The sequence below is a fragment of the Leptospira jelokensis genome, from assembly GCF_004769635.1.
Lineage (GTDB): Bacteria > Spirochaetota > Leptospiria > Leptospirales > Leptospiraceae > Leptospira_A > Leptospira_A jelokensis.
Genome location: NZ_RQGH01000023.1, coordinates 162,041 through 184,328, shown reverse-complemented (window position 1 = coordinate 184,328; position 22,288 = coordinate 162,041). Strand labels below are relative to the sequence as shown.

Here is a 22,288-nt window from a genome sequence, read left to right as displayed (position 1 = left end):
ATCAAAAAACCTAAATTTTAGAATCAATGACGATGGCGATACTCACGAGGAATAGGTGTAAAATACTAAAAAAGAAAAACCGTTTCGCAAGCACTTTGTCCATCGATAACTTGAGGCGATACGCAAAACTAAGGATGAGGATTGTGAGTACAATGGCAGAAAGCAAAAACAAATACCCCATACGGTCATCCACAAAATAAAATCCAATCACAGACAAAGAATAAGCGAATGAATATAGTAAAATTTGGTTCACAGTTTTTTGGATCCCGGAAACCACAGGCATCATGGGAATGCCCGCAAATTCATAATCATCTTTTAAAAAGATAGCAAGGGCCCAGAAATGGGCAGGTGTCCAAAGGAAAATCATCAGGAACATGATCCAAGCCTGGACGGGGAGGGCATTTGCCATGGCGGCATAACCGATTAGGGGCCCAATGCAACCAGAGATCCCTCCGATCACAATATTTTGTTCTGTTCTTGGTTTTAACCAAATCGTATATAAAAACACGTAGAGGAGGAGTGCAGATAATGCACAAACAGCCGTTAGTAGATTAACTAGGTAACCTAAAATCGCAAATGCTAAAATGGCAACAAAGATCCCAAGTGTAAGTGCGAACCCTGGTGAAATTTCTCCGGCAGGGATTGGTCTTTGTTTGGTTCTATACATCACAGCATCTCTTTCTCTTTCGATGTATTGGTTGAGGATAAAAGATGCTGAACTCATTAAATAAGTTCCAAATAAAGTGATGGAGATCACATACAAACTAGGATACCCACTGGTTCCAAGATACATCCCTGGTAATACAGTTGCGAGTACAAGAACTGTGACCCTAGGTTTGGTAAGTTGGTTCCAGAGTCGGAACATTAAAGGACCTCTTTTTTGTTTGTTCGGAAATGGTGGAAAGCCGCCATATAACAAAACAAAAATACAAGTACACCATTTAAAGTATGTAGGCCTGTGATGAGTTTTGGTAAATGGTACAATACATTCATCGCTCCCAAAAAGATTTGGAATGAGATTAAGTAGGCTGCAATTTTTAAGTATTGTTTCACCGTTTTGTTTTGTAAGGTGAGGATGGAATATGCTGATAAAGACAAAACAAGTAGAGCAGTGAGATAACCAAAAAGCCTATGTTCCATATGGAATCGAATGGTCCCAACCATTTGTGGGAACCACTCTCCATGGCAAGTAGGGAAATCAGGGCATGCAAGGCCTGCGTAATGAGAACTTACCTTGCCACCTAAAAAAAGTTGGTACAATACGGCTAAAAGAACGATCACAAAATAATACTTACCAACACGGTTCCATTCGAATTTTGTACCGAGAGAGTCTTCTGCTAATGATAAACGAATGGTGACACAAGCAGATAATAATAATACGGCATTGAGTAAGTGTAGGTTAACAGTTGTTGGGTGGAGGAGTTTTGTCACAGTCAGACCACCGAGGATGACCTGAGAAATGAGAAAGAGTAGGGAGAGGGAAGCTGGAACGCCTAATGATTTCCGAGTTTCTGGATTTTTTAGAATCCATACAAATCCAATTCCCACAAGGATTCCTAAAATCCCTGAGTAATACCGATGCCCTACTTCCATAAAAATTTGGAAGGTAAACTCTGGCACAAACTTCCCATGGCACAAAGGCCAATCAGGGCATGCGAGTCCTGAATCTGTGGCCCGAACAAGAGGGCCATACAGAAGGTTCACGAGGATCATAGCGGAAAGGATGGTGTAAAAACGTTTGAGTGTCATACGTCTATCTGTTTCCTCCAGGTTTTGTGATCTGAGTTTGGGGAAAATAAAATTAATCTTGCATCTTTTAAAAATTGTTGGATAAAAAGAGCAGTTTTTCGTATAGACTATATCAGGTAAGATTATGCAAAACACAGACCTTTACAATAAGGGTGGCTATTGGACTTTCCTTGTCACACTTGCACTCAACATTCTTTTCTTCGCGTACATTTCCTTTGTCCATCCGGGAACACCGGAAAACCCAGGAATGGAAAACAAAAGCGTTCAGTCCAAATAGGGTAACAACCAAATTACGTGAACATCCGCATTTTCATTTGTTTCTGTTTCGTGTTGGCATTGGAGTCTTTGTCTGCGTATGACCCTCATTCCAATCTCACTCGGGAAAACAAACTCCCGAAAGAACTAGAAAACATTGGTTTTTCGGATGTCACTGGCAAAACACTGCAGCTAGACATTCCCTTCCGAGACGAATCTGGCAAAGAAGTTCTCTTTTCCGATTACCTCTCCCAAGGGAAACCAGTCCTCCTATCACCCGTTTACTTCAAATGCCCCACGCTTTGCAACTTCCACCTCAATGGTGTTTTCAAAAGTTTGAAGGATTTGGATTGGTCTCTCGGCAAAGAATACCAATACATTGCGGTATCCATCGACCCAAAAGAAAACGAATCCATATCCTTCCCCAAAAAAGGTGCGTATTTGCAGGATTATGGAAGAGTGGGAGCAGATTCAGGCCTCCATTTGCTAACAGGCACACAAGAATCCATTGATGCACTCACCAAACAATTGGATTTTCGTTATGCTTGGGACGGAGAAGCAAAACAATACATCCACGCAAGTGGTGTCTATGTTTTGACTCCAGATGGGAGAGTGTCTCGTATCTTCCAAGGCATCCAACTCGAACCTAGAGATTTAAAATTTGCCTTCCTCGAGGCATCTTCTGGTAAGATTGGGAGTTTTGTGGACAAGTTTGCTTTATTTTGCTTTCAATTTGATCCAAGAAAAAATAAATATACGATATACGCATACAGGATGATGCAATTCGGGGGGGCGGTCACCTTACTCCTTCTCGGTGCGTTTTTATACATAAACTGGCGAAAAATAACAAATAACAACCGTCAAGGAGTCACATAGATGTCTTGGAGCAGTCTCATTCCAGCGACCTCGTTCATGCCTATCCAGGCCACTGAAATTGCAAAAGAAGTCGATCTTCTCTATGCGTTTCTGATCATAGCAAGCCTTGTTTCGTTTGTCATCTTGATTGGTGGAATGACATGGTTCCTCATCAAGTTCAAACGTACAAGTGTAGACCAGAAATCCGCATACATTACTCACAATAATTTTGCAGAGTTCCTTTGGTCCTTTATCCCTCTCGTCATCATGATGGGAATTTTCTATTGGGGTATGGTCATTTTTGAAAAACTGAGAACCCCACCAGAAGACATCGCGGCAGAAATTCATGTCACAGCAGAGCAGTGGGCGTGGACGTACCGTTATGCGAACGGAAAGGAATTTTATAGTTCTGGAAACGATCCAATGGTTGTCCCTGCTGGGAAAGCAACAAAACTCATCCTCACTTCCAAAGATGTCATCCATAGTTTTTATGTGCCAGCGTTTCGAACCAAACAAGATGCGGTTCCAGGAAAACTCACACAACTTTGGTTTGAACCAAAACAACCAGGGGAATACATCGTTTTCTGTACAGAATACTGTGGAACCAAACACTCCGGCATGATGATTAAAATCAAAGCCATCCCTTCTGAAGAATATGCAGCTTGGTACCATGCTGAGAAAAAAGGAGCGGACACTCCTGCTGATTTAGGGAAAACATTGTTTGCACAAAAAGCTTGTGCTTCTTGCCACTCCATCGACGGATCAAGAGTTGTTGGACCAACCATGAAAGGACTTTATGGATCAGAGCGTAAGTTTGCAGATGGAACCAAAGCAAAAGCAGACGAAAATTACCTTCGGGAATCCATCCTAGTGTCTTCTGCAAAAATAGTGGAGACCTATCCACCTGCGATGCCGTTATTCCAAGGCCAATTGTCTGATGAAGACGTTGCCAACCTAATTGAATATATCAAATCCATTAAATAAGGAAGAGAGATGAGTTCAGCACATACAAAAACCGAACATGGTCACACTGACCATAATTATCTGAACCACGGATCTGGAATCTGGTCTTGGATGACCACTCTAGACCACAAACGCATTGGACTTATGTACTTTGCAACGGTTGCTACCCTTTTCTTAATTGGTGGTTTCTTTGCATTGGGAATCCGTCTGCACTTAGCAAAATTTGGTGCAGAACCACTCCTCGATCCAGATACGTATAACAAGTTTATGACCTTCCATGGTGCCATTATGGTATTTATGGTGATCATTCCTGGAATCCCTGCTTTCCTTGGAAACTTTGTCCTTCCGATCCAACTCGGTGCGAAAGACGTTGCTTTCCCTAGGTTAAACCTTGCGTCCTACTACATTTTCATTGCAGGTGCTGCGATTGCTGCTTCTTCCATGATCTTCAACCAAGTGGACACAGGATGGACTTTCTACACTCCTTACTCGACAGCAAAAACATCCAATGGGGTGATTTTACTGGTTTTGGGTGCGTTCACAATGGGATTTTCTTCCATCTTAACGGGACTTAACTTCATCGTCACCACTCATAAACTCCGAGCGCCGGGAATGACAATGGACAGGATCCCACTTATGATTTGGGCTCTTTACTCCACTTCCATCATCCAAATCCTTGCCACACCAATCCTTGCGATCACTCTCCTCCTCATCGGAGCAGAAAAAACCTTAGGAGTGGGGATCTTTGATCCGGACCTCGGTGGAGACCCAGTCCTTTTCCAACACTTCTTCTGGTTCTACTCACACCCAGCGGTGTACATCATGATCCTCCCTGCCATGGGTGTGATTTCTGAACTCATCACTGCGTTCTCCAAAAAAACAATTTTCGGTTACCGTGCCATTGCTTACTCATCCGTAGCGATTGCAGCAGTATCCTTCCTTGTTTGGGGACACCATATGTTTGTTTCTGGACAATCTACAATTGCTGGGATTGTTTTCTCCATCATCACCATGTTTGTTGGGGTTCCAACTGCGATCAAACTCTTCAACTGGATTTCCACAATGTACCGCGGAACCGTAACCTTTGAAGCGCCAATGCTCTTTGCTTTAGGGTTTATGTTCCTCTTCACTATTGGTGGTTTGACAGGGGTTTTCCTTGCTTCTACTGGTATGGACGTTCACTTCCATGACACTTACTTTGTTGTCGCTCACTTCCACTACGTAATGGTAGGGGGAACTCTAATGGCACTGATGGGTGGAATCCTTTATTGGTTCCCTAAGATGTTTGGAAGGATGACTTCTGACCTCGGTGGGCGTATTTCTTGGGTTCTCATCTTTACTGGATTTAACGTAACGTTTTTCCCACAATTCGTACTCGGTGCGATGGGAATGCCAAGACGTTACTTTGATTACCTCCCAGAATACACAAACTTAAACCAAATTTCAACCATAGGGTCTTGGCTCATTGGTCTTGGCTTTTTGGTAGGACTCATCACCATCATTCATGGAATTTTTAAAGGGGAAAAGGCTTCGGACAACCCTTGGGGTGCAAAAACACTCGAATGGCAAACTTCTTCGCCTCCTCCACACGAAAACTTTACAACGACTCCAACAGTAACTGCAGGGCCATATGACTTCCGTTAGTTCTTCAAGTGAATTTCAACACCAACACCATTTTAAGAGTGCAGAACACCAATATGCCTCTTCCAAACAAGGAATATGGTTATTCCTTTGCACTGAGATCCTGATGTTCGGTGGCCTATTCGTAGGTTACCTCATCTACCATTCTTTGTATCCAACTGTTTTCAAAAACGGTTCCGAGACATTGGATTGGAAAATGGGCGCTGTGAACACAGTGGTGCTCCTCGTCAGTTCCTTTACAATGGCAGCTGCCATCAATTATGTGCAACGTGGCCTGCATAAAATTGCAGCCATCATGCTTGCGCTCACAATCGCTTGTGCCGGTGCCTTCATGGTCATCAAATACTTCGAGTACAGCCACAAGTTTCACGTAGGAACAGTGCCAGGCAAATTCTCGTTAGTTGATCCGACTTGTGGTGCTGGTGGGAAACGAGCAGATTGTGAATCAAAAATTGCCGCTCTTCTCAAAAACCCTGCTGAACTTGAAAAAAACCATGTGAGTGCAGAAGAAGTCACTCGCCTAAAAGCGGTGATCTCCCAACCAAAATGGGAAATGTTCTACGGGTTTTATTTCGTAATGACTGGACTTCACGGGATCCACGTTGTGGCCGGTGCACTCCTGATCTTCTGGATTTTCATCAAAACACTCCGAAGAAAAGTAGGGCCTGAATACTACACTCCTGTGGAAGGTGTGGGTCTATTTTGGCACGTTGTGGACTTGGTATGGATTTACCTCTTTCCACTTCTTTACTTGGTAGGATAAAAGGGAATATAAAATGGAATACGTAATCAATTACGGACTATACTTCATTGCGCTCGTAGCTGTTTTTACACCAGTACTTGGGTTTGGAATCTTTGCTCCTGGGATTGCAAAAGCAACCATCATAGGATTTATTGTAAACTGGTTTGGCCAATTTTTCCAAACCAATCGTTTTGCAAAATTCACATCTGAAAACAAAGACAATAAATTGTTAAAATTTGTATTAGGTGACGAAGACCACAAAGAAGACCACGCGTCTGCGTCCATGTGGGTGGAAGACGGAGAAGAGGAAGAAGAGCACGAACACCATGTGATTTCGATCAAAACATACGTGTATGTGTTACTTGCACTTTTCTTTGGAACTTTCGTAACGGTTTGGGTCGCTCAATACGACCTCGGCAAATGGAATATGATCGTGGCAATGGCTGTGGCAACAGGAAAGGCATTTTTCGTATTAGCATACTTTATGCATTTAAAGTATGACAATATGCTAAACCGAGTGATTTTCCTTTCGGCATTTGCATTCCTTGCGCTTTTGTTTGCATTTTCCTTCGGAGACATCATCTCCCGAATTGCACCAACCGCAGAGGCTCCAGTAAAAACTTTTTTCTAATTTAAATTAGAAAGTTGAGTTGGAAAGAACCCGCCTTCGAGCGGGTTTTTTCGTCTAATCCACTATCGTGTTTCAGAACTTTCGGGCCATTTTATCCAAGTTTTTAGATTTAATCCCGGAACGCAAAATTTACAAATCTGAGTATTGCCAAGAATTAGATCGGCATGCTCGCATCATCCAATTCCCTGGGAGTTTGATTGGGAGTGTGGCCTTACTTGGCTTTGCATTTGATACAGATGCCAAACTCCATCCCGAATTCCCGGAACTTTTTTACTATCGGATTGGGTTTTCTCTTCTTTGTATCAGTTACATTGTTTATATCCTTCTCAACCATTCAAAACAGAAACAATCAAAACTGGAAGGATTGGTTTGGGGATATGTTGTGTATGGCTATTTGCTTTTTACGGCGGCTTATTATACGGGTAGGATTGCAGACGATGCACCCTATGTTTCTGGTTACCAAATGGTGGTGGTTGTCTTATCCTTTTTGCCACTGCCAAGGAAAACTTTATTCATCTACTATCCCATTTCGATTTTCATTTTTGTAATATCTGTCATCATTTACCAACCCAATCTCGATACTCCTTCTGCTTCGTATTCCATGCAGAATTTAACCTTAAGTTATTTGTTAGGAATCTTTAGTGGCCTCATTATCGAAAGGTATCGTTTCCATTCCTTTTTGAACCACTTAAGAGTGATTAAGAAAAATGAAGAAATCACAAAAACAGCAGAAGAAATTCAGGTTTTAAAAACCCAACAAGATGGAGACTATTTTCTCACATCACTTCTTTTTGAACCACTTTTGGGTAAAGAAGTGGATGGAAATGCCGTCACCATTGAAACAATTTTAAACCAATACAAAAAGTTTCAATTTAGAAATAAAGAATACCAGTTAGGTGGTGATTATCTTTCTGTTTATAATCTGATTTTGCAAGGGAAACGTTACAAGGCATTCATCAATGGGGATGCCATGGGAAAATCAATCCAAGGAGCAGGGGGAGCAATTGTGCTTGGGGCTGTGTACAACTCCATCATCATACGTTCCAAAATGGATCCAGTTTCTTCGAATCGTTCACCCGAAAGATGGTTACACGATTCGTATTTAGACCTACAAAAAATTTTTGAAACATTTGATGGAGCAATGCTTGTTTCAGCGGTGATTGGGTTACTGGAAGAATCAACGGGAACTTTGTATTTCATCAATTTAGAACACCCGTGGCTCGTGTTGTATCGGGATGGGAAAGCAAGTTTCATTGAAGAAGATATTCATTATTATAAATTAGGTGTAATGGAAGTTCCAACAAATCGTTTTATCTCTGTTTTCCAGATGAAACAAGGGGATAAAGTATTTTGTGGTTCAGATGGAAAGGATGACTTGGTGATTTCTGAATCAGGAAAGTATCGTGACATCAACGAAAACCAAAACTTGATTTTGGAATGCATCGAAGAATCCGAAGGCAATTTACAATCATTAACTAAGGTTTTGCAATCCAAAGGAAAGTATTCAGATGATTTGAGTCTTATTTCACTCGAATACAATCTAAATTCCGATTCCAAACCAGGCCACCATTGGAAAGAAACAAAAAAGTTGATCCGGAAAAAAGAATTTTCCAAGGCATTGGATTTATTATTATCTTATGACTCTCTTTTGGATGTATCCATTACAGAGCTAAAATACATCACAAAACTCTATGAAAAAGAAGAAAATCTTTTAAAGGCGATGGAATATGCGAGTTTGGCATTGGAGAATTTCCCTTCTGATACAAGTTGGATGTTCCATACCTCTGTTTTGTACAAACGACTGTATTCAATTTATAAATCCCCATCTTTTTTAGAGGAATCACAGGAATTAAGTGAAAGGGTGAGATTAAGACAACCAAATAACATCCGTAATTTGATTCATTTGGCAGATGTATGTCGTTTGTTAGGTGATAAAGAAAGAGCTCAGTTTTTAGTGCAACAAATCAAATTGGCCAATCCTGAACACAAAAAAATACAAGAACTGATGGTGTTAATTTCATAACGATCCAAACCATTTTGAATGGGTCATTTTTTACTTGTTTGTTGGATTTATTTCGGATCGGGGTTGGTTTGTTTTTCTAAAATGATCATACGATTTTCTATGATAAGGTTCTGAAATCCATAGGTTTCTTTGATCCATAGAAAAGATTTTTTTGTATAAAAAAAAGTATGAGTTTGGTCGTTTTTGTAGTACCACTTATCAAAATTGATACTTTCATCATAGGGGTGGGTAACTATGTATAACCTACCATTTGGTTGTAACATGGACGCAAGTGTTTGGAATTCTTTTTTTGGGGAATGGAAGTGTTCGACAACTTCCGTGAGTACAACGTAATCATAAGATTCGTTTAAGAGTTCTGGGTATGGGTGGAAGTAGGGATCGTATAATGATACGGAATGCCCATGTTGCCGTAGGAGGTATTGCACAACGGGGCCAGGCCCTGCTCCAAAATCCAATCCTTTATCACTTACAGTTTGGAATTGTATGATTTTTTCCACTATGGGTTTCAGAAAGTTTTGGTAACCTAGATCGTATATATCATTGTTATGCTCTAAGTAGCGTTTTTTCTCACATTCAGGGTTTGGCCAAAATTGTTTGTCCATAAAAATGGCATCACAACTCTTACATGCCAAGTATGATCGAAAACGATTTTGATAGAAAGGAATCGAAGTTCCGTCACAAAGAGGACAATTCATTGGAGATTTTCAATGTATGAGAAAAAGACTTCTGTTACAAGTGACAAATCTTCCTTTCGCTTTCCATTCCTTCTCTTTCTTTTTCGTTCCAACGGGGATGCTTTCCTTTCCATAAAAAAACCAGTCTATTTTTTGCAGTTCCACTCCGACAATGGTAGTAAGATAGAAATCGGAACGCCCATGCAAAATATAGATTATTCCAGAAAGCTAAGGTCAGGCCGACCCTTTGACGGTGAGGTTCCAAGTTTTTCCTCCGCATCCAATCCATCTCTAGGTTTAGGCAGTGCTACCAAACCTAAATCTGCCTTTATCCTTCTCATCGGTGGAATCCTTCTCTTTACCTCTGGATTGGTCGTGGGCATCCAATTGGGCCAAAAGGAAAGTAAGTTCAAAGAAAATGCAGAAACTTCATTTTCCAATGTAGGAACAAAGTCAGAATCTCATCCGAAATTACCGGAAACCCTTCGGAGTGAAGAGTCAAAACCATTCGAAGGGGCCACGGCTTCCCAAACCCAAGATGCTTCTCCCTTTCCAGCAACTTTGAAGTTCCCTCCCAAAAATGACCAAATCAACTATATGGTCCAAATCGGAGATTTTTCCCCAGAAGAGGCGGTTACAGTCGGCAAACAATTGCTTGAGTCCCAACCCAATTTGCGAGGACGGATCTTTCGGACATCCACTGGGAAATTATTTGCAGGCTATTTTTACCGGTTAGAAGATGCGAAGGAAACCTTGGATGCCGTGAAGGGTAAACTCCCGAATTTGATTGATGCCCAGGTAAAAACCATTCGATTCTGAACTATTTTTGCCAACTTCCTTGACATTGGCCATTTTTCAGGTATACTGAAGGGCAAGAGTATTTACGGAAGTTATTATACTTACTTGGCTACAAAAAAACTAAACGAAAAAACTAAAGAGCCTAAATTCAAGGTAGGGGACTACGTTGTATACCCGATCCATGGGGTAGGTGAAGTCACAGAAGTTGCGAAGAAACTCATTCTGGGAAAGAAAAAAGACTGTTACAGTTTGGAAATTCAAGGTTCCAAAATGAAGGTTTCGATCCCGGTGGACAGAGCAATTGATGTGGGTATCCGGTCGATCATTGATAAAAAAGAGATCAAAAAGGTTCTCACTCTCCTAAAAAAGGATGAGGTCGACACGGAAGAGGACTGGAAAGTCCGTTACCAGAACAATATGAACAAGATCAAATCTGGTTCTATTTTCGAAGTGGCTGATGTTTGCCGTAATCTTTACAGACGTGCCTATGGCAAAGAACTCTCCATTATGGAGAGAAAGCTCTATGAAAGCGCCTATAATTTAGTAAAGATGGAAATTGCACTGAGCAAGGGTGTACCCCAAGAAGAAGCAGGAAACATTGTTTCAGATGTATTAGCAGCTTCAGTGCAAGGCATAACACCACCACCACCTCCAAAAGACCTGGATGATGATCTAGATTTAGAATAAACTTCCGTTTTTGCTCAAACTCTTTTATAAGGATTGAGTTATGAAACACTTACTTTCAACCCTAGGGACGATACTCGTCGCTTTGGTATCGTTTTTCTTTATACATTCCGAATCGCAAAACATCGTTTTGGCGGGAATTCTTGCTGGTGTCGTATTGCTTTATTCATTGGTGTTGGCTCTCGGTGAGAGAAAACTATTCCCAGAAATCAAAGCAGATGTCGTACTTTGTGCAAGCGTTGGTGCCCTTTTAGGACTATCCATTGCTACATTCCCAGTCAGTCTACTGAACGATTACGGATACAAATCAATATCCATCTTTGTTGCGGTTCTCTTTTTTCTCACAGGGATCAAAGCAGGGTTGGCGTTTTCCAAAAAACCTGGTTTATCCATTTTTGGTGGTGGCAGTGCAGCTCCTGGATCTAGTTTTTCCATTCCTGGTTTAGAAGCAGGGAACACACAAATCAAAGACAAAATTTTGGACACTTCGGTTGTGATCGATGGTCGTATTTTAGACATTGCGGATACACACTTCCTTGATGGTCCCCTCATCCTTCCTAACTTCGTGTTACGCGAAATCCAATTGATCTCCGATTCTTCTGACCCTATCAAACGGGCACGTGGGCGTCGGGGCCTTGAGATGTTGAACAAATTGCAAAGAAAAGGATCCATTGAAGTCAAAATCACTTATACTGATTATTCAGACACAAGAGAAGTGGATGCAAAACTAGTCAAACTTGCCCGTGATACAGGTGGAGCCGTTGTAACCAATGACTTCAACCTAAACAAAGTGGCTGAGTTACAAGGTGTTCGTGTTCTCAATTTAAATAATCTTGCCAATGCATTAAAACCAGTGGTTTTACCTGGTGAAGAATTTCAAATTTCCGTCATCAAAGAAGGAAAGGACGAAAACCAAGGGATTGGTTACCTCGAAGATGGAACAATGGTGGTAATCGAAAACGGTGGGCATTTGGTTGGAAAAGATGTCCGAGTGGTTGTTACAAGTATCATCCAAACTGCCGCAGGAAAGATGATCTTCACAAAAGTACAAAACGGTAACAATAACTACAACAAATCGTAATTCAATTTTAGTAGTCTAACGGATATGAAACTGGCTCGTTTTTTAATTTCACGTGAAGGGTTCATATCCGTTCTTTGTTATACGGTCACGGCTGTATTTTCTTTTCTCTCTTTTGCTCCCCTTAACCTACCACTTTTTGTTTGGTTTGCGCCATTTGGACTTTTTATCATTGAAAAGAGAAACCGAGGCGAATGGAAAAAGCTAATCTACCATGGATTTGGGTTTGCGATTCTATTTTACATCGTTTCTTTCCATTGGATTTACCATATGACAACTGTTTTTGGTGGATTTGATTGGTATTTGGCTGTTCCAATATTTATAGGCTCTGCAATATTACTGAATTTTAAGTTTCCAGTTTATTTACTACTTTTCTCTTTTTTGTCGATCAAGGTAAAAAGATTTTTTCCACTCATCGCTTCATTTTCGATTCTCTTTGCTGAATTTTTCACTCCACAAGTATTCCCTTGGTACTTTGGAAACGTAGTCGCAGAAAATCATATTTTAGCACAAAACGCCGAGTATGCGAGCGCTTACGGGCTTTCTGCATTTTTATTTTTTGTATCCTATTTTCTTTTTTATCTAAGAAAACCGAAACAAATCTCTCAATTTTTGCCTTATATTTTATCAAAACATAATAATACCGCCAAACGAATCTATGGTGGTGTATTCCTTGTGGCTTCTGTAAATCTCGTGTTTTTTGGGAATGGTTATTACCTCTACGAGAAATGGGAAAATGTAAAACCAATCGCAGAAAGAGAAGTTCTCATAGTCCAACCAGATGCTCCTCTGGAGTTCCGTGATGGTCGGAATCCTTTGGAAGAAATTCGAAAATTAATGACTCGTATCGACCAAATGGTAGAACGAGAGTTAAACGAAAATCCGGTAGACCTAGTGGTACTACCAGAATCAGGAATCCCGTTTTTTACCACACACGATTCTGAAATCACTCGGGCCTTACGAATTTATTGGCACCAATTTGAAACCCTTATGGCCATCATCAGTTTACGACATGGGGCCAATTTGTATTTTAATGAATTGGATGCCGATATCCCAGCGGACAAACTGTCCAATCATGTCTCAAGGAGTGATATCCGGACTTATAATTCATCTGTGTTAATGAGTCCGAATGGGGAACGAAAAAATAGTTACCAAAAGGTATTTTTACTTATTTTTGGAGAGTACATGCCATTTGAATGGATGTATGCTCTATCGGGCCAAACAGGTCAGTTTGCACCTGGAACCAAATTGGATTTAATCCCTTATTATGAAGCAAGAAAATCTCCTGTACAAGAGGTAGTGAAGAAAGACTTACATTGGGAAGACACCTTTGTTATGAGTCCAAATTCTGTTCGTGAACATTACAAAGGAAACAGAATCGAAGAAAAAGTAATCGGTAGTTTTTTGCCTTTGATTTGTTATGAAGTGATCATTTCCGAATTTGTAAGAAAATTCGAAGGTGATCCCGATTTTATTGTCAATGTAACAAACGATAAATGGTATGGGAATTCAGTAGAATCATACCAACACCATACACTTGGTCGATTGCGTGCCATCGAATTCCGCAAGTGGATTGTGCGTTCCACAAATTCTGGAACTTCTGTTTTTACAGACCATCTGGGAAGAAATATTGATAATGAATTCACACCCATTGAGACTACAGCCACCATTCGTAAAAAAGTATCGGTAATCCCGGGAGAAATGACTTTCTATCGATTGTATGGAAATTTATTATCTTATTTATTTATGGGGATTGTAGGAATTTCATTTTTTGTTTATGTTAAAAGGAATCAGTAACATATTATTTGAGAATCGTTTTTACATTGCATTTTATTTTTCTGTCGTATCCCACATAACAATTATTATATATTCTTTTAACAATTCGGATTCTGTTTACCAAAGGGTTCTTTGTGGCCCTTCTTGGATTTATGCATTAGAAGATGAAAAACAACTTTCCTTTGAAATGAGTTTGGGCAAAAATAATGGAGAATCCGGTGCCGAATCATCTACAGAAGATCCAAATGAAGGTGAAGAGGAAGGAGAAGGTGAGGGAAAAGAAGGTTTTTCGAAGGGGAAATACAAAGGTAGCCAATGGGAGGAACTTGTCCAAAATTTGGAAGGTACTTCCAATTTAAGAAAACAATTCCGTAATGATTACGACCAAATCAATGAAAACTCTGGAGTCGCAGACTCCTACATCAAACGGCATAGAGATTTTGAAGATATCATCATCAAAGATGTGCTTCCTACGTTAAAAAATATTAGAGATCCATTTAAGGTGGATATTGAATCTGCAGAAGACAATTTGTTCCTTCACAAAGAACGGAATCGTATCATCGAAGAATTTAGAAAAGGGGAGGAGTCTACCCAACCCATCACGATGAAACTATCGAAAGAAGGAGATTTGCCACCACGATCTCCACTTTCGATGCCAAAAGAAGACCGAACAAAATACCTTGATCGCACCTTAAAACAAAAAAAAGAAAAACAATTGGATGAATTCATTTCAAAGTTTATGGGTTATGATCCAAATAAAGGGGATCTCAATTTATTTGTAAGGGATTTGTATTACGAAAACTTACAACGATTGGCTTATCCATTTAGTAACGACATGAGTTACTTTGCGATTGATTACTTCCAAGAGAACTTAAACAAGGAAGATTTTTTACGCCAAATGATGGCGGCACTTTCCTCTCAACTAGGAACCAATACAGGAACAGAAATTTTATTTACGATAGAGAATATCTATTATATCCAAGGGAAAGCTCTCGAACAATACTTTCGTGTCCGAGAGTATCTGAAACACAGCACACCAGAACAAAAACAAACCTTACGTTATGAGACCCTTCGCCAAGTAGAAGCTAAATACAAAAAACTTTTATTAGAAAAAAAGATCACAAACGTGATCGAGGCTGAAGAAGCCTATGCAAAAAAACGACTCGATATCCTAGACACACTGATCAAAAATACACCCAACCATTACCGAGAAAGAGATGGCCTTTTTGAAAAAGCAAAACTGCTTTGGGAATTTGGACAATGGAAACAAGATCCAGAATTACAATCAGATGCTCTTAAGTATTTTTATAAAATTCCAAAGGTTCCAAAAAATGGAGATTTTTTGAACCAAAACGCATTTGATTCCATTGAACTTCTGTTACGTGAAGCAGGTGACCCTATCGACGTTTCCTCTTTGTCTGAACAAACGAAAAACCAAATTGAATACATTTTACGTACGAGATTGGAAGAAGCCATGACAAAGAAAAAACAAAGAGAAGATCGTTTGCTTTGGCCAAAAAATAAGTAAGAATTGTGATTGGTGGTCTAAGTTTTTAAATTTTCCAATCCATTTTCATGGAATTCATTGGACCATTTGTCGTGAAATGGAGTTTCTTTTTCGATCCTTTCTTCGATGGCCATTTGGGAAATCGCGGTTTCGCCGAAGTGGCGTAGAAAATCACGGTGCGCCAATCGTTCGATGAGGGCCTGCCAAAACACTTCGTCTTCATAATCTTCCAAAATATCCACAAGACCACTTTCTTCCTCAAACTCGCGCGTGAGGTAGGGTTCTCCGTTGTTTTGGTCGATTTGAACGATATTGCCGAGGCCTGCATGTTCTGCTTGGGAGAAAACATGACGGACGACATCAGCATATCTGGAATCAGAATCTGGTTCGTCTTCTGACCTGTCTTTGGCTTGTAATGTGGAAATGACCCAATCTCCCATATAAACTAATTTGAGAAGGGTTTCGTATTGTTCTAAGGAGAGTTCCATTTCCATTTAGGATCAGGTTTGGCCATGAGGTTGGGAAGAAAAGAGTTTTTTTCAGAACCTTCCGAAGAGAAAACCTCGGAAAAAACCATAAAATGTCAATCCTCCAGAAGGATTTCTTTGTTTCGCAGGGGTCGATATTTGTCCCGCACAATGGCAGTTATATCATCGATTGCAATTAACACTTCTTGGTTAGGATCATTGTTTTCGTAAGGCAAATAAAAGAATCCTAAAATACGAATGGAACTCTTTTGTAAAAATACCCGATCGTTTTGGTCGAAGTTTTTTGAGATAGAAACGGTTATGGTATTCCATCCACGATAATTAAGGGAAGTAAGGTTCAGTTGTTTTACTTCTGCATCTTGCGTTTCTATGATGAGTGTTAGGTTTCCACTAGACCTTGACGAATAAATGGGAATGGAGATTTCTTTAATGAAGGCATTCACTTCAATGGGTTTTGGAAAGTATAAGGAAAATGGAAAATTTGCTTCTTTTGGAATTCGTAATACAAGTGCTTGTTTTGAACCAGGGATGGGTGCTGTGAAATTTGAAGAAAGGGAAATTTCCGGAAGTTTTGTACCTTTTTCTAATTTCGTACGCAAATTGTTTGCATCAAAATTCGAAAGTTCAAAATTTTCGAGTAAGATTTCCCTCCAAATGCCACTCTCGGCGTGGATTTCTGTCCCATTGGTCAAAAACAGAAAAAGTATCAGGATTATTGAGTTTCTGAAAGCAATCATGTTGACAATATTTCCTTAGAAAGAGGATATATATGTTTTATCTGTAAAAAGGAGACATATCATAATGCAGGCGCACAAATACCTTTTGGCCATCTTAACAATTTTTTTCGCAGGCCAAATCACAGCACAGGTTGCTGACCCTAAAGCCACTACTTCCACAAAAGACAAGGCGATTCAAAAAACGGAATCTACCTCTACACAAGCCAAAGACGGTGTCGACAAAGCAGAGACAACTGTAAAAGACCTTTTGGGTGACAAAAAAGAAGCAGGGGCTTCTACAACTGACGCACCAGCTCTTTTCATCACAAGTAAAACTTCCTTTTCATTAGACGCAAAAGATGATTCTTCTATGATCGATTTCATTGAATGGAAACCAAAAAACGGAGAATACAGAAGGTTCACACAACCAATTCGTATTTCTGAAGAAGGCCTCACTGAAATCTATTACCGATCTGTTGACAAAGCAGGAAACGCTGAAACACCAAAAATCCTTGTTGTGAATGTAGACAACACTGCACCAAGAGTGAGCCTTGTTCCACAAGAGCAACTTTTCGTGTTAGATGGTGTACCATTTGCATCTAAAAACAATACATACACAATTGTTGCGGAAGACCGCCAAACAGGTGTAGAAAAAGTACAATTTAGCATCAACCAAGAAGCTGCCAAAACCTATGCAGATCCTATCAAATTAGAAGTTGGTGGTTCAAACGTAATTAAGTATTCTGCAACTGATAAATCTGGGAACTCATCTCCTGAATCTTCGATGATCATCACTGTTGACGATGTAAAACCAACTATTGAAATCGTTCCTTCTTATCCACTTGTGGAAATCAATGGAAAAAATTTCCAAAGAAAAGGAAATGTTTTTTATGTGAATGCAACTGACAAAGAATCTGGTGTGAAAAAAATCTTAGTTAAAATTGACGAAGAAGAATTCAAACCTTATGTAGAAGCAATTGCAATCGAAACACAAGGAGATCACGTAATCAAGGCTATGGCTGTTGATAATGTTGGAAACCAATCAGATGTGGTGGAAGTAAAACTTTCTGTAGACTTAACACCTCCTACATCTACCATCCAAAAATCCACTGAAGAACCAAAAGTGGAAGCGGCACCAGCCACACAACCAACAACACCTGCTAAATAAAAAGTAAGACCAAACCCTTACGTCAAAAACCCCTTTCATCATGAGAGGGGTTTTTTTTGCCATCTTGGCCTTCCTGTTTCCGAAATACTGTATCTCTTGCGGGAGAAATGATCTGTTTTCGGAACAACTTGGTTTGTGTAAATCATGCACCCGCGTGGGGTATTCCAAACGAAGGCATGCCAATCTTCCTGATCCGATTCCAAGTCCGAATGACAGGTTTTTATTTTACGAAACCGCTTACGCTCTCTCTAGTAGGGATTTCGTTTCAAGGGACCTTTTCCTGTCTTTAAAATTTCAAAATGAAAAACTATTGGGTCGTTACTTCATATTGGGTTGGAAACGGCTTTTGCAAGTTTGGAAAACAGATCCTCCCGATTGTTTTGTTATGGTTCCTTCTCGCGCCAAAGTTGGTCCAAAACCCTATCATGCCGCCTGGGCTCTTCGTGATTGCCTGAAATATGGGCAAAATATGAGGGAAGATACGAGTTTACGTAAGATTTCAAAGGACAAACAGTCGGAGAAACGATTCGAGGATCGATTTTTTCATGCAAAAAAGGCGTTTGGATTCATAAAAAGTGATAGAATCATAGAAGGACTTCATGTTCTACTCGTAGATGATATCTTTACGACAGGTGCTTCTTTGAACGAAATTGCTCGGTTGTACAAACTGAGAGGGGTCAGGAAGGTTACTTGCGTAGTTTGTTTGTTAAGTGGGGTGATTGAATCGAATGGATGTTCAAGTCAAGGATGACATAAGAATTATCAAATTTTCGGGAGCCATTTTAAAAGTGGATTCTGATGAAATTGAAAAAGAACTATCAAAACTCACCCAAGGTTCCGTTAAAAAAATCATTTTAGACCTAACCAAAGTACATCATATTTGTTCGACTGCTTTAGGAATTTTTGTAGCCACCAAACGTAAGTTAAAGCCTATGAATGGTGATATCAAAGTGATTGTTGTGGATGAAGATTTGATCCAACTCTTTGAAATCACAATGTTAGATAAGGTATTTGAAATTTTTCCAGACCTTTCTTCTGCTATGGAAGGATTCCAATTAGATGAGGAAGATTCCCGCTGACCAAAAAAACTTTAGCATTTGCCTCTGGTAGCGAACACAAACGTAAAGAAATGCAAATGTTGCTTTCACCTTTCGGGGTTGAGGTAGTCACACCTAAAACCCTTGGGATTTCTTTCCAACCGGAAGAAACTGAATCCACCTTTCTTGGAAATTCATTTATCAAATCCAGAGAACTCTTCCGACTTACCGGTTTGCCTTCCTTTGCAGATGATTCTGGGATCTCTGTGAATGCACTTGGTGGGGAACCGGGGGTGCATTCGGCTAGGTTTGGGGGGCCTGGGCTTTCGGACCAAGAACGTGCACTGCTTTTGCTGACAAAACTCGGAGATTCTCCTAATCGAAATGCACATTACAGCTGTGTTGTGACATATGTGGATGCTAATTTTCAAAAATCCTTCGAAGGCACGGTAGAAGGACAAATTACCATGGATTATGATGGGATTGGGCCTTATGGGTTTGGTTACGATCCGATATTTTATTTTCCTGAATTTGGGAAACGATTTTCACAAGTCCCTGAGGAAGAAAAAAACAAGGTTTCCCACCGTAAAAAGGCGATGGCGGGTTTTTTGGATTGGTTCCAAACGATCCAATAACGAAAGTTACTCTTATCACAATAGATTCTGTATACAATATTCCAAAGTTGGGAATGGAAACAAAATGTTTCACATACAAACAAAAAAACGGATTTTTGTTTAGAATCTAACGAGAGATAAAACTTGATGAAACTACATTTCGCCAATTTAATATTCTTTTCCCCAAAAAAAACCATTCGGTTTTATTTAGTTTTATTTCTGTTTTATATTTTGTTCCCTATTTTTTTGCCAAAAACATTTCCGTTAGAGGCCCAAGTGTTGTGTTTGGGAGGAGAGTGTTCCAATATCCCCACCGAATACCAGTTAATCGGTAATTTTGCGGAACCTGTTTTGAATCGTATTTATACTAATGGTTTTTTACGTTCTATGGGTGAAAATGCTGTGTTACAAAATATCAATTCGAACCAATCAGGTGGGCAAAATGTGCCTACTTACCGAATGGGACTGGGATACACCGTTTCACAAGGGCAGGAAAAGGCTCGGGACTTTTATTATGAAAATTCAGAACTCAGAACCCTTCCGAAACAAGGTGCCGCCGCTTCACCTGCACTCAGTATGACAGTCAATTTGAGTGAGTGGTTTTCGAATGAATCTGCAAAGAGGTGGAACGTTACCACTCATTTTTTCCCGTATGAATTTAACGAAGCCAATATCCCTTTTGTGAAAATTCGAAATACGGAGGTTAGAGGTAAAATCGTGAATTACGGAGTTTTGTTTCGCTATTTCCCCGAATCCACTGGGTTTTCATTTGGATTTGGTGCCTTCCAAACCAATCAGGATTTGTATTTAAGTTCCTATGACAGACGTCCTACTCAGTTTCGCATCGATGGTGACAAAAGACGTTGGCTTGGAATCAATGATTTGTTTTACCAATCAAGGATCACTTCGTTATCTGCAGATATAAAATACAATTGGACATTTGGTTTTTTATCCATCACACCGGGTATTGGTATTAGCTATAATCATGGTTATACGGCGATCCAAGTGAGTCGTTATGCTTTGATCAGTAAGGAAGCAAATCCAGATGATTTTGCTTCCGAGCCAAGTGCCATTGGCATTCGGCTTGCGACTCGTTATGACCAGAGGTCTAGTTTTGGGTATGGGAGTTTGGGATTTGGAGTAGGGATTGGGAATGTAAATGTAACCACTGAACTTATGGTTGGAAGAGAAATGCAGTCCGCAAATCTCTCCCTGAACTATCAATTTTAAGTGGCGAGGATTGCTCCACCAGTAAGGCGTTTGTAAAAATCGTTTCCTTCTCGTTCCAAAAATTCTTCGTAGTTCCCTTTAAAATCTTTGATCCCTTCTGGAGTTACTTCGATGATCCTTGTACAAAGTGAGGAAATGAACTCCCTATCGTGAGAAACCAAAACCACAGTTCCATCAAACAAAGATAAGGCGTAGTTCAATGCTTCAATGGTTTCTAAGTCTAAGTGGTTTGTCGGTTCATCGAGTGCAATTACGTTGTCACAAGCAAGGATCATTTTCCCGATGATCATTCTGGATTTTTCTCCACCCGATAAAACAGTTGTGGATTTATTTGCCATATCACCTGAGAACAACATCCTTCCGAGGATGGCACGAATCTCTTGCACCTCTGTTCCTTGTGGAGAATTACGTAATAACCATTCAACAAGTGTATCGGCATCTGGTTCCATCGCTTCCCTATGGTCCTGAGGGAAAAAAGAAGTTTCGACTGAGTCTCCCCATTTCACCTGGCCAGAATCTGGTTCCAGTTTTTTCAGTAACATTTTGAGTAAAGTTGTTTTACCAACTCCATTTGTTCCAACGATACCTACTTTTTCACCTTTGGTAATAGAGATGCTAAAGTCTTTGATGACTGGTTTACCATCATAAGACTTTGAAATGTTAACTGCTTCGAATACATCTTTTCCTAAAACACGTTTTGCCTTGAAACGAATGTATGGTGCCACTCGTGAAGAAGGTTTCACTTCTACCATATCTGCTTTGATTTTTTCGATCATCTTTTGGCGAGAAGTGGCTTGTTTGGATTTACTTGCGTTTGCGGAAAATCTGGAAACAAACTCTTGTAAGTCGGCAATTTTTTCTTTGGCACGTTTGCTATCATTCACTAGTTGTTCACGAGTTTGCTCCGCAGCGATCATAAAGTCGTCGTAGTTTCCAGGGAAAACTCGAATGGTATTATAATCGAGGTCGGCAATATGAGTGGCAACTGAATTGATAAAGTGACGGTCGTGGGAGATCACGATGACCACTCCTTCGTAATTTGTGAGGAGTTCTTCTAACCAGTGGATGGTTTTGATATCCAAGTGGTTTGTTGGTTCGTCGAGGAGGAGGACATCTGGTTTCAAAAATAAAACTTGGGCAAGGAGGACCCGTAATTTGAACCCACCCGTTAAAAAATTGAGGGGTCGGTTGTGTGCTGTGGTGGGAATTCCAAGTCCCTCCAAAAGTTCCCCTGCTACGGATTCGGCTTCATAACCACCCATATCGGCAAACTGTTCTTCGATTTCGGAGATGCGGATCCCTTCTTCATCGGTCATGTCTTCTTTGGCATAAATGGCGTCACGTTCTGCCATGAGGCTCCAAAGTTCAGGATTCCCTCGTAAAACGGTGCCGAGAACGGTTTCGTTTTCGTATTCGTAGTGGTCCTGCTTCAAATAACCCACTTTGATGTCCTTGTCGAGGACCACAGAGCCCGCTGTGGGCTGTAAAATGCCCGCAAGGACCTTCATAAAGGTCGATTTGCCTGAACCATTGGCCCCAATCAGCCCATAACGGCACTCCGGTTTGAACTTGATGGAGACGTTTTCGAAAAGGGGTTTTTTCCCGAAGGAGACTGTAATGCCGCTAGCTTGGATCATAGGTCAATTTTCTAAGGGAATC

The 22,288-nt window shown here is 40.3% G+C and carries 22 protein-coding genes; 16 read left to right on the top strand and 6 right to left on the bottom strand.

Annotated elements, in window-relative coordinates:
- Positions 1–10: 10 nt before the first annotated feature.
- Positions 11–865 (bottom strand): heme o synthase, encoded by an 855-nt coding sequence (gene cyoE / locus EHQ62_RS09295; protein WP_135642143.1) that lies wholly within the window; start codon positions 863–865, stop codon positions 11–13.
- On the bottom strand, positions 865–1,749 hold the full coding sequence (locus tag EHQ62_RS09290; RefSeq protein ID WP_135642141.1) for a COX15/CtaA family protein: 885 nt from the start codon (positions 1,747–1,749) through the stop codon (positions 865–867). Before EHQ62_RS09290 ends, cyoE begins: the two co-directional genes overlap by 1 nt.
- 294 nt (positions 1,750–2,043) lie before the next feature.
- On the opposite strand from EHQ62_RS09290, the gene EHQ62_RS09285 reads away from it, so the two are divergent.
- The 6 genes from EHQ62_RS09285 (at position 2,044) to EHQ62_RS09260 (ending at position 8,859) form a co-directional block, all read left to right on the top strand.
- The gene (locus tag EHQ62_RS09285; RefSeq protein WP_244241717.1) at positions 2,044–2,880 is read left to right on the top strand and encodes an SCO family protein; all 837 of its coding nucleotides are present in this window, start codon (positions 2,044–2,046) and stop codon (positions 2,878–2,880) included.
- Positions 2,881–3,843, top strand: coding sequence for a cytochrome c oxidase subunit II (gene coxB, locus EHQ62_RS09280; RefSeq protein WP_135642139.1), 963 nt, complete (start codon positions 2,881–2,883; stop codon positions 3,841–3,843).
- A 9-nt stretch (positions 3,844–3,852) separates the two neighbouring features.
- Entirely contained in the window at positions 3,853–5,466 is a 1,614-nt protein-coding gene (locus tag EHQ62_RS09275; protein ID WP_135642137.1) for a cytochrome c oxidase subunit I, read from the top strand.
- Complete coding sequence (locus tag EHQ62_RS09270) at positions 5,453–6,226, top strand: cytochrome c oxidase subunit 3 family protein (protein WP_135642135.1); 774 nt, start codon at positions 5,453–5,455, stop codon at positions 6,224–6,226. The genes EHQ62_RS09275 and EHQ62_RS09270 overlap by 14 nt, the downstream gene beginning before the upstream one ends.
- 13 nt (positions 6,227–6,239) lie before the next feature.
- Positions 6,240–6,836 (top strand): cytochrome C oxidase subunit IV family protein, encoded by a 597-nt coding sequence (locus tag EHQ62_RS09265; protein WP_135642133.1) that lies wholly within the window; start codon positions 6,240–6,242, stop codon positions 6,834–6,836.
- Between the two features lie 67 nt (positions 6,837–6,903).
- Entirely contained in the window at positions 6,904–8,859 is a 1,956-nt protein-coding gene (locus EHQ62_RS09260; protein ID WP_135642131.1) for a PP2C family protein-serine/threonine phosphatase, read from the top strand.
- 47 nt (positions 8,860–8,906) lie between these two features.
- Here the strand turns inward: EHQ62_RS09260 and EHQ62_RS09255 are convergent, their stop codons facing one another.
- Entirely contained in the window at positions 8,907–9,554 is a 648-nt protein-coding gene (locus tag EHQ62_RS09255) for a class I SAM-dependent methyltransferase (RefSeq protein ID WP_135642129.1), read from the bottom strand.
- Positions 9,555–9,734: 180 nt separating this feature from the next.
- Here EHQ62_RS09255 and EHQ62_RS09250 point away from each other — a divergent pair, with 180 nt between their 5' ends.
- The 5 genes from EHQ62_RS09250 to EHQ62_RS09230 all read left to right on the top strand — a co-directional run bounded on the left by EHQ62_RS09250 (position 9,735) and on the right by EHQ62_RS09230 (position 15,397).
- Positions 9,735–10,352: a hypothetical protein gene (locus tag EHQ62_RS09250; RefSeq protein WP_135642162.1), complete on the top strand. Its 618-nt coding sequence runs from the start codon at positions 9,735–9,737 to the stop codon at positions 10,350–10,352.
- Between the two features lie 84 nt (positions 10,353–10,436).
- Positions 10,437–11,018, top strand: coding sequence for a CarD family transcriptional regulator (locus EHQ62_RS09245; RefSeq protein ID WP_015677672.1), 582 nt, complete (start codon positions 10,437–10,439; stop codon positions 11,016–11,018).
- 40 nt (positions 11,019–11,058) lie between these two features.
- Positions 11,059–12,096: a PIN/TRAM domain-containing protein gene (locus EHQ62_RS09240; RefSeq protein ID WP_135642127.1), complete on the top strand. Its 1,038-nt coding sequence runs from the start codon at positions 11,059–11,061 to the stop codon at positions 12,094–12,096.
- A gap of 24 nt (positions 12,097–12,120) precedes the next feature.
- Entirely contained in the window at positions 12,121–13,890 is a 1,770-nt protein-coding gene (locus EHQ62_RS09235) for an apolipoprotein N-acyltransferase (RefSeq protein WP_135642125.1), read from the top strand.
- Positions 13,871–15,397, top strand: a complete 1,527-nt coding sequence (locus EHQ62_RS09230) for a hypothetical protein (protein ID WP_135642123.1) — start codon at positions 13,871–13,873, stop codon at positions 15,395–15,397. Before EHQ62_RS09235 ends, EHQ62_RS09230 begins: the two co-directional genes overlap by 20 nt.
- A 17-nt stretch (positions 15,398–15,414) precedes the next feature.
- On the opposite strand, the gene EHQ62_RS09225 is transcribed toward EHQ62_RS09230, so the two are convergent.
- Positions 15,415–15,864, bottom strand: a complete 450-nt coding sequence (locus EHQ62_RS09225; protein ID WP_244241715.1) for a hypothetical protein — start codon at positions 15,862–15,864, stop codon at positions 15,415–15,417.
- A gap of 95 nt (positions 15,865–15,959) precedes the next feature.
- Positions 15,960–16,601, bottom strand: a complete 642-nt coding sequence (locus EHQ62_RS09220) for a flagellar assembly protein FlaA (protein ID WP_135642118.1) — start codon at positions 16,599–16,601, stop codon at positions 15,960–15,962.
- A gap of 64 nt (positions 16,602–16,665) precedes the next feature.
- Here EHQ62_RS09220 and ompL47 point away from each other — a divergent pair, with 64 nt between their 5' ends.
- The 5 genes from ompL47 to EHQ62_RS09195 all read left to right on the top strand — a co-directional run bounded on the left by ompL47 (position 16,666) and on the right by EHQ62_RS09195 (position 20,629).
- Positions 16,666–17,748: a multi-beta-barrel domain surface protein OmpL47 gene (gene ompL47 / locus EHQ62_RS09215; protein WP_135642116.1), complete on the top strand. Its 1,083-nt coding sequence runs from the start codon at positions 16,666–16,668 to the stop codon at positions 17,746–17,748.
- 154 nt (positions 17,749–17,902) lie between these two features.
- On the top strand, positions 17,903–18,499 hold the full coding sequence (locus EHQ62_RS09210; protein ID WP_244241714.1) for a ComF family protein: 597 nt from the start codon (positions 17,903–17,905) through the stop codon (positions 18,497–18,499).
- Positions 18,477–18,827, top strand: a complete 351-nt coding sequence (locus EHQ62_RS09205; protein ID WP_015677637.1) for an STAS domain-containing protein — start codon at positions 18,477–18,479, stop codon at positions 18,825–18,827. Before EHQ62_RS09210 ends, EHQ62_RS09205 begins: the two co-directional genes overlap by 23 nt.
- A complete protein-coding gene (gene rdgB, locus EHQ62_RS09200; RefSeq protein WP_135642112.1) occupies positions 18,824–19,420 on the top strand; it encodes an RdgB/HAM1 family non-canonical purine NTP pyrophosphatase in 597 nt (198 codons plus the stop codon). The genes EHQ62_RS09205 and rdgB overlap by 4 nt, the downstream gene beginning before the upstream one ends.
- A gap of 126 nt (positions 19,421–19,546) precedes the next feature.
- Positions 19,547–20,629, top strand: a complete 1,083-nt coding sequence (locus EHQ62_RS09195) for an Lsa36 family surface (lipo)protein (protein ID WP_244241712.1) — start codon at positions 19,547–19,549, stop codon at positions 20,627–20,629.
- On the opposite strand, the gene EHQ62_RS09190 is transcribed toward EHQ62_RS09195, so the two are convergent.
- Positions 20,626–22,266 (bottom strand): ATP-binding cassette domain-containing protein, encoded by a 1,641-nt coding sequence (locus tag EHQ62_RS09190; protein ID WP_135642110.1) that lies wholly within the window; start codon positions 22,264–22,266, stop codon positions 20,626–20,628. The two genes, EHQ62_RS09195 and EHQ62_RS09190, sit on opposite strands and share 4 nt — an antisense overlap.
- Positions 22,267–22,288: the final 22 nt, after the last annotated feature.

Bases quoted from the DNA above. Each gene is read 5' to 3' on its own strand.
- EHQ62_RS09235 (WP_135642125.1), top strand. From the start codon at position 12,121: ATGAAACTGGCTCGTTTTTTAATTTCACGTGAAGGGTTCATATCCGTT.
- coxB (WP_135642139.1), top strand. From the start codon at position 2,881: ATGTCTTGGAGCAGTCTCATTCCAGCGACCTCGTTCATGCCTATCCAG.
- EHQ62_RS09230 (WP_135642123.1), top strand. From the start codon at position 13,871: ATGTTAAAAGGAATCAGTAACATATTATTTGAGAATCGTTTTTACATT.
- EHQ62_RS09275 (WP_135642137.1), top strand. From the start codon at position 3,853: ATGAGTTCAGCACATACAAAAACCGAACATGGTCACACTGACCATAAT.
- EHQ62_RS09205 (WP_015677637.1), top strand. From the start codon at position 18,477: ATGGATGTTCAAGTCAAGGATGACATAAGAATTATCAAATTTTCGGGA.
- EHQ62_RS09250 (WP_135642162.1), top strand. From the start codon at position 9,735: ATGCAAAATATAGATTATTCCAGAAAGCTAAGGTCAGGCCGACCCTTT.
- EHQ62_RS09290 (WP_135642141.1), bottom strand. From the start codon at position 1,749: ATGACACTCAAACGTTTTTACACCATCCTTTCCGCTATGATCCTCGTG.
- EHQ62_RS09270 (WP_135642135.1), top strand. From the start codon at position 5,453: ATGACTTCCGTTAGTTCTTCAAGTGAATTTCAACACCAACACCATTTT.
- EHQ62_RS09220 (WP_135642118.1), bottom strand. From the start codon at position 16,601: ATGATTGCTTTCAGAAACTCAATAATCCTGATACTTTTTCTGTTTTTG.
- cyoE (WP_135642143.1), bottom strand. From the start codon at position 865: ATGTTCCGACTCTGGAACCAACTTACCAAACCTAGGGTCACAGTTCTT.
- EHQ62_RS09240 (WP_135642127.1), top strand. From the start codon at position 11,059: ATGAAACACTTACTTTCAACCCTAGGGACGATACTCGTCGCTTTGGTA.
- EHQ62_RS09190 (WP_135642110.1), bottom strand. From the start codon at position 22,266: ATGATCCAAGCTAGCGGCATTACAGTCTCCTTCGGGAAAAAACCCCTT.
- EHQ62_RS09265 (WP_135642133.1), top strand. From the start codon at position 6,240: ATGGAATACGTAATCAATTACGGACTATACTTCATTGCGCTCGTAGCT.
- EHQ62_RS09255 (WP_135642129.1), bottom strand. From the start codon at position 9,554: ATGAATTGTCCTCTTTGTGACGGAACTTCGATTCCTTTCTATCAAAAT.
- ompL47 (WP_135642116.1), top strand. From the start codon at position 16,666: ATGCAGGCGCACAAATACCTTTTGGCCATCTTAACAATTTTTTTCGCA.
- EHQ62_RS09195 (WP_244241712.1), top strand. From the start codon at position 19,547: ATGAAACTACATTTCGCCAATTTAATATTCTTTTCCCCAAAAAAAACC.
- EHQ62_RS09225 (WP_244241715.1), bottom strand. From the start codon at position 15,864: ATGGAACTCTCCTTAGAACAATACGAAACCCTTCTCAAATTAGTTTAT.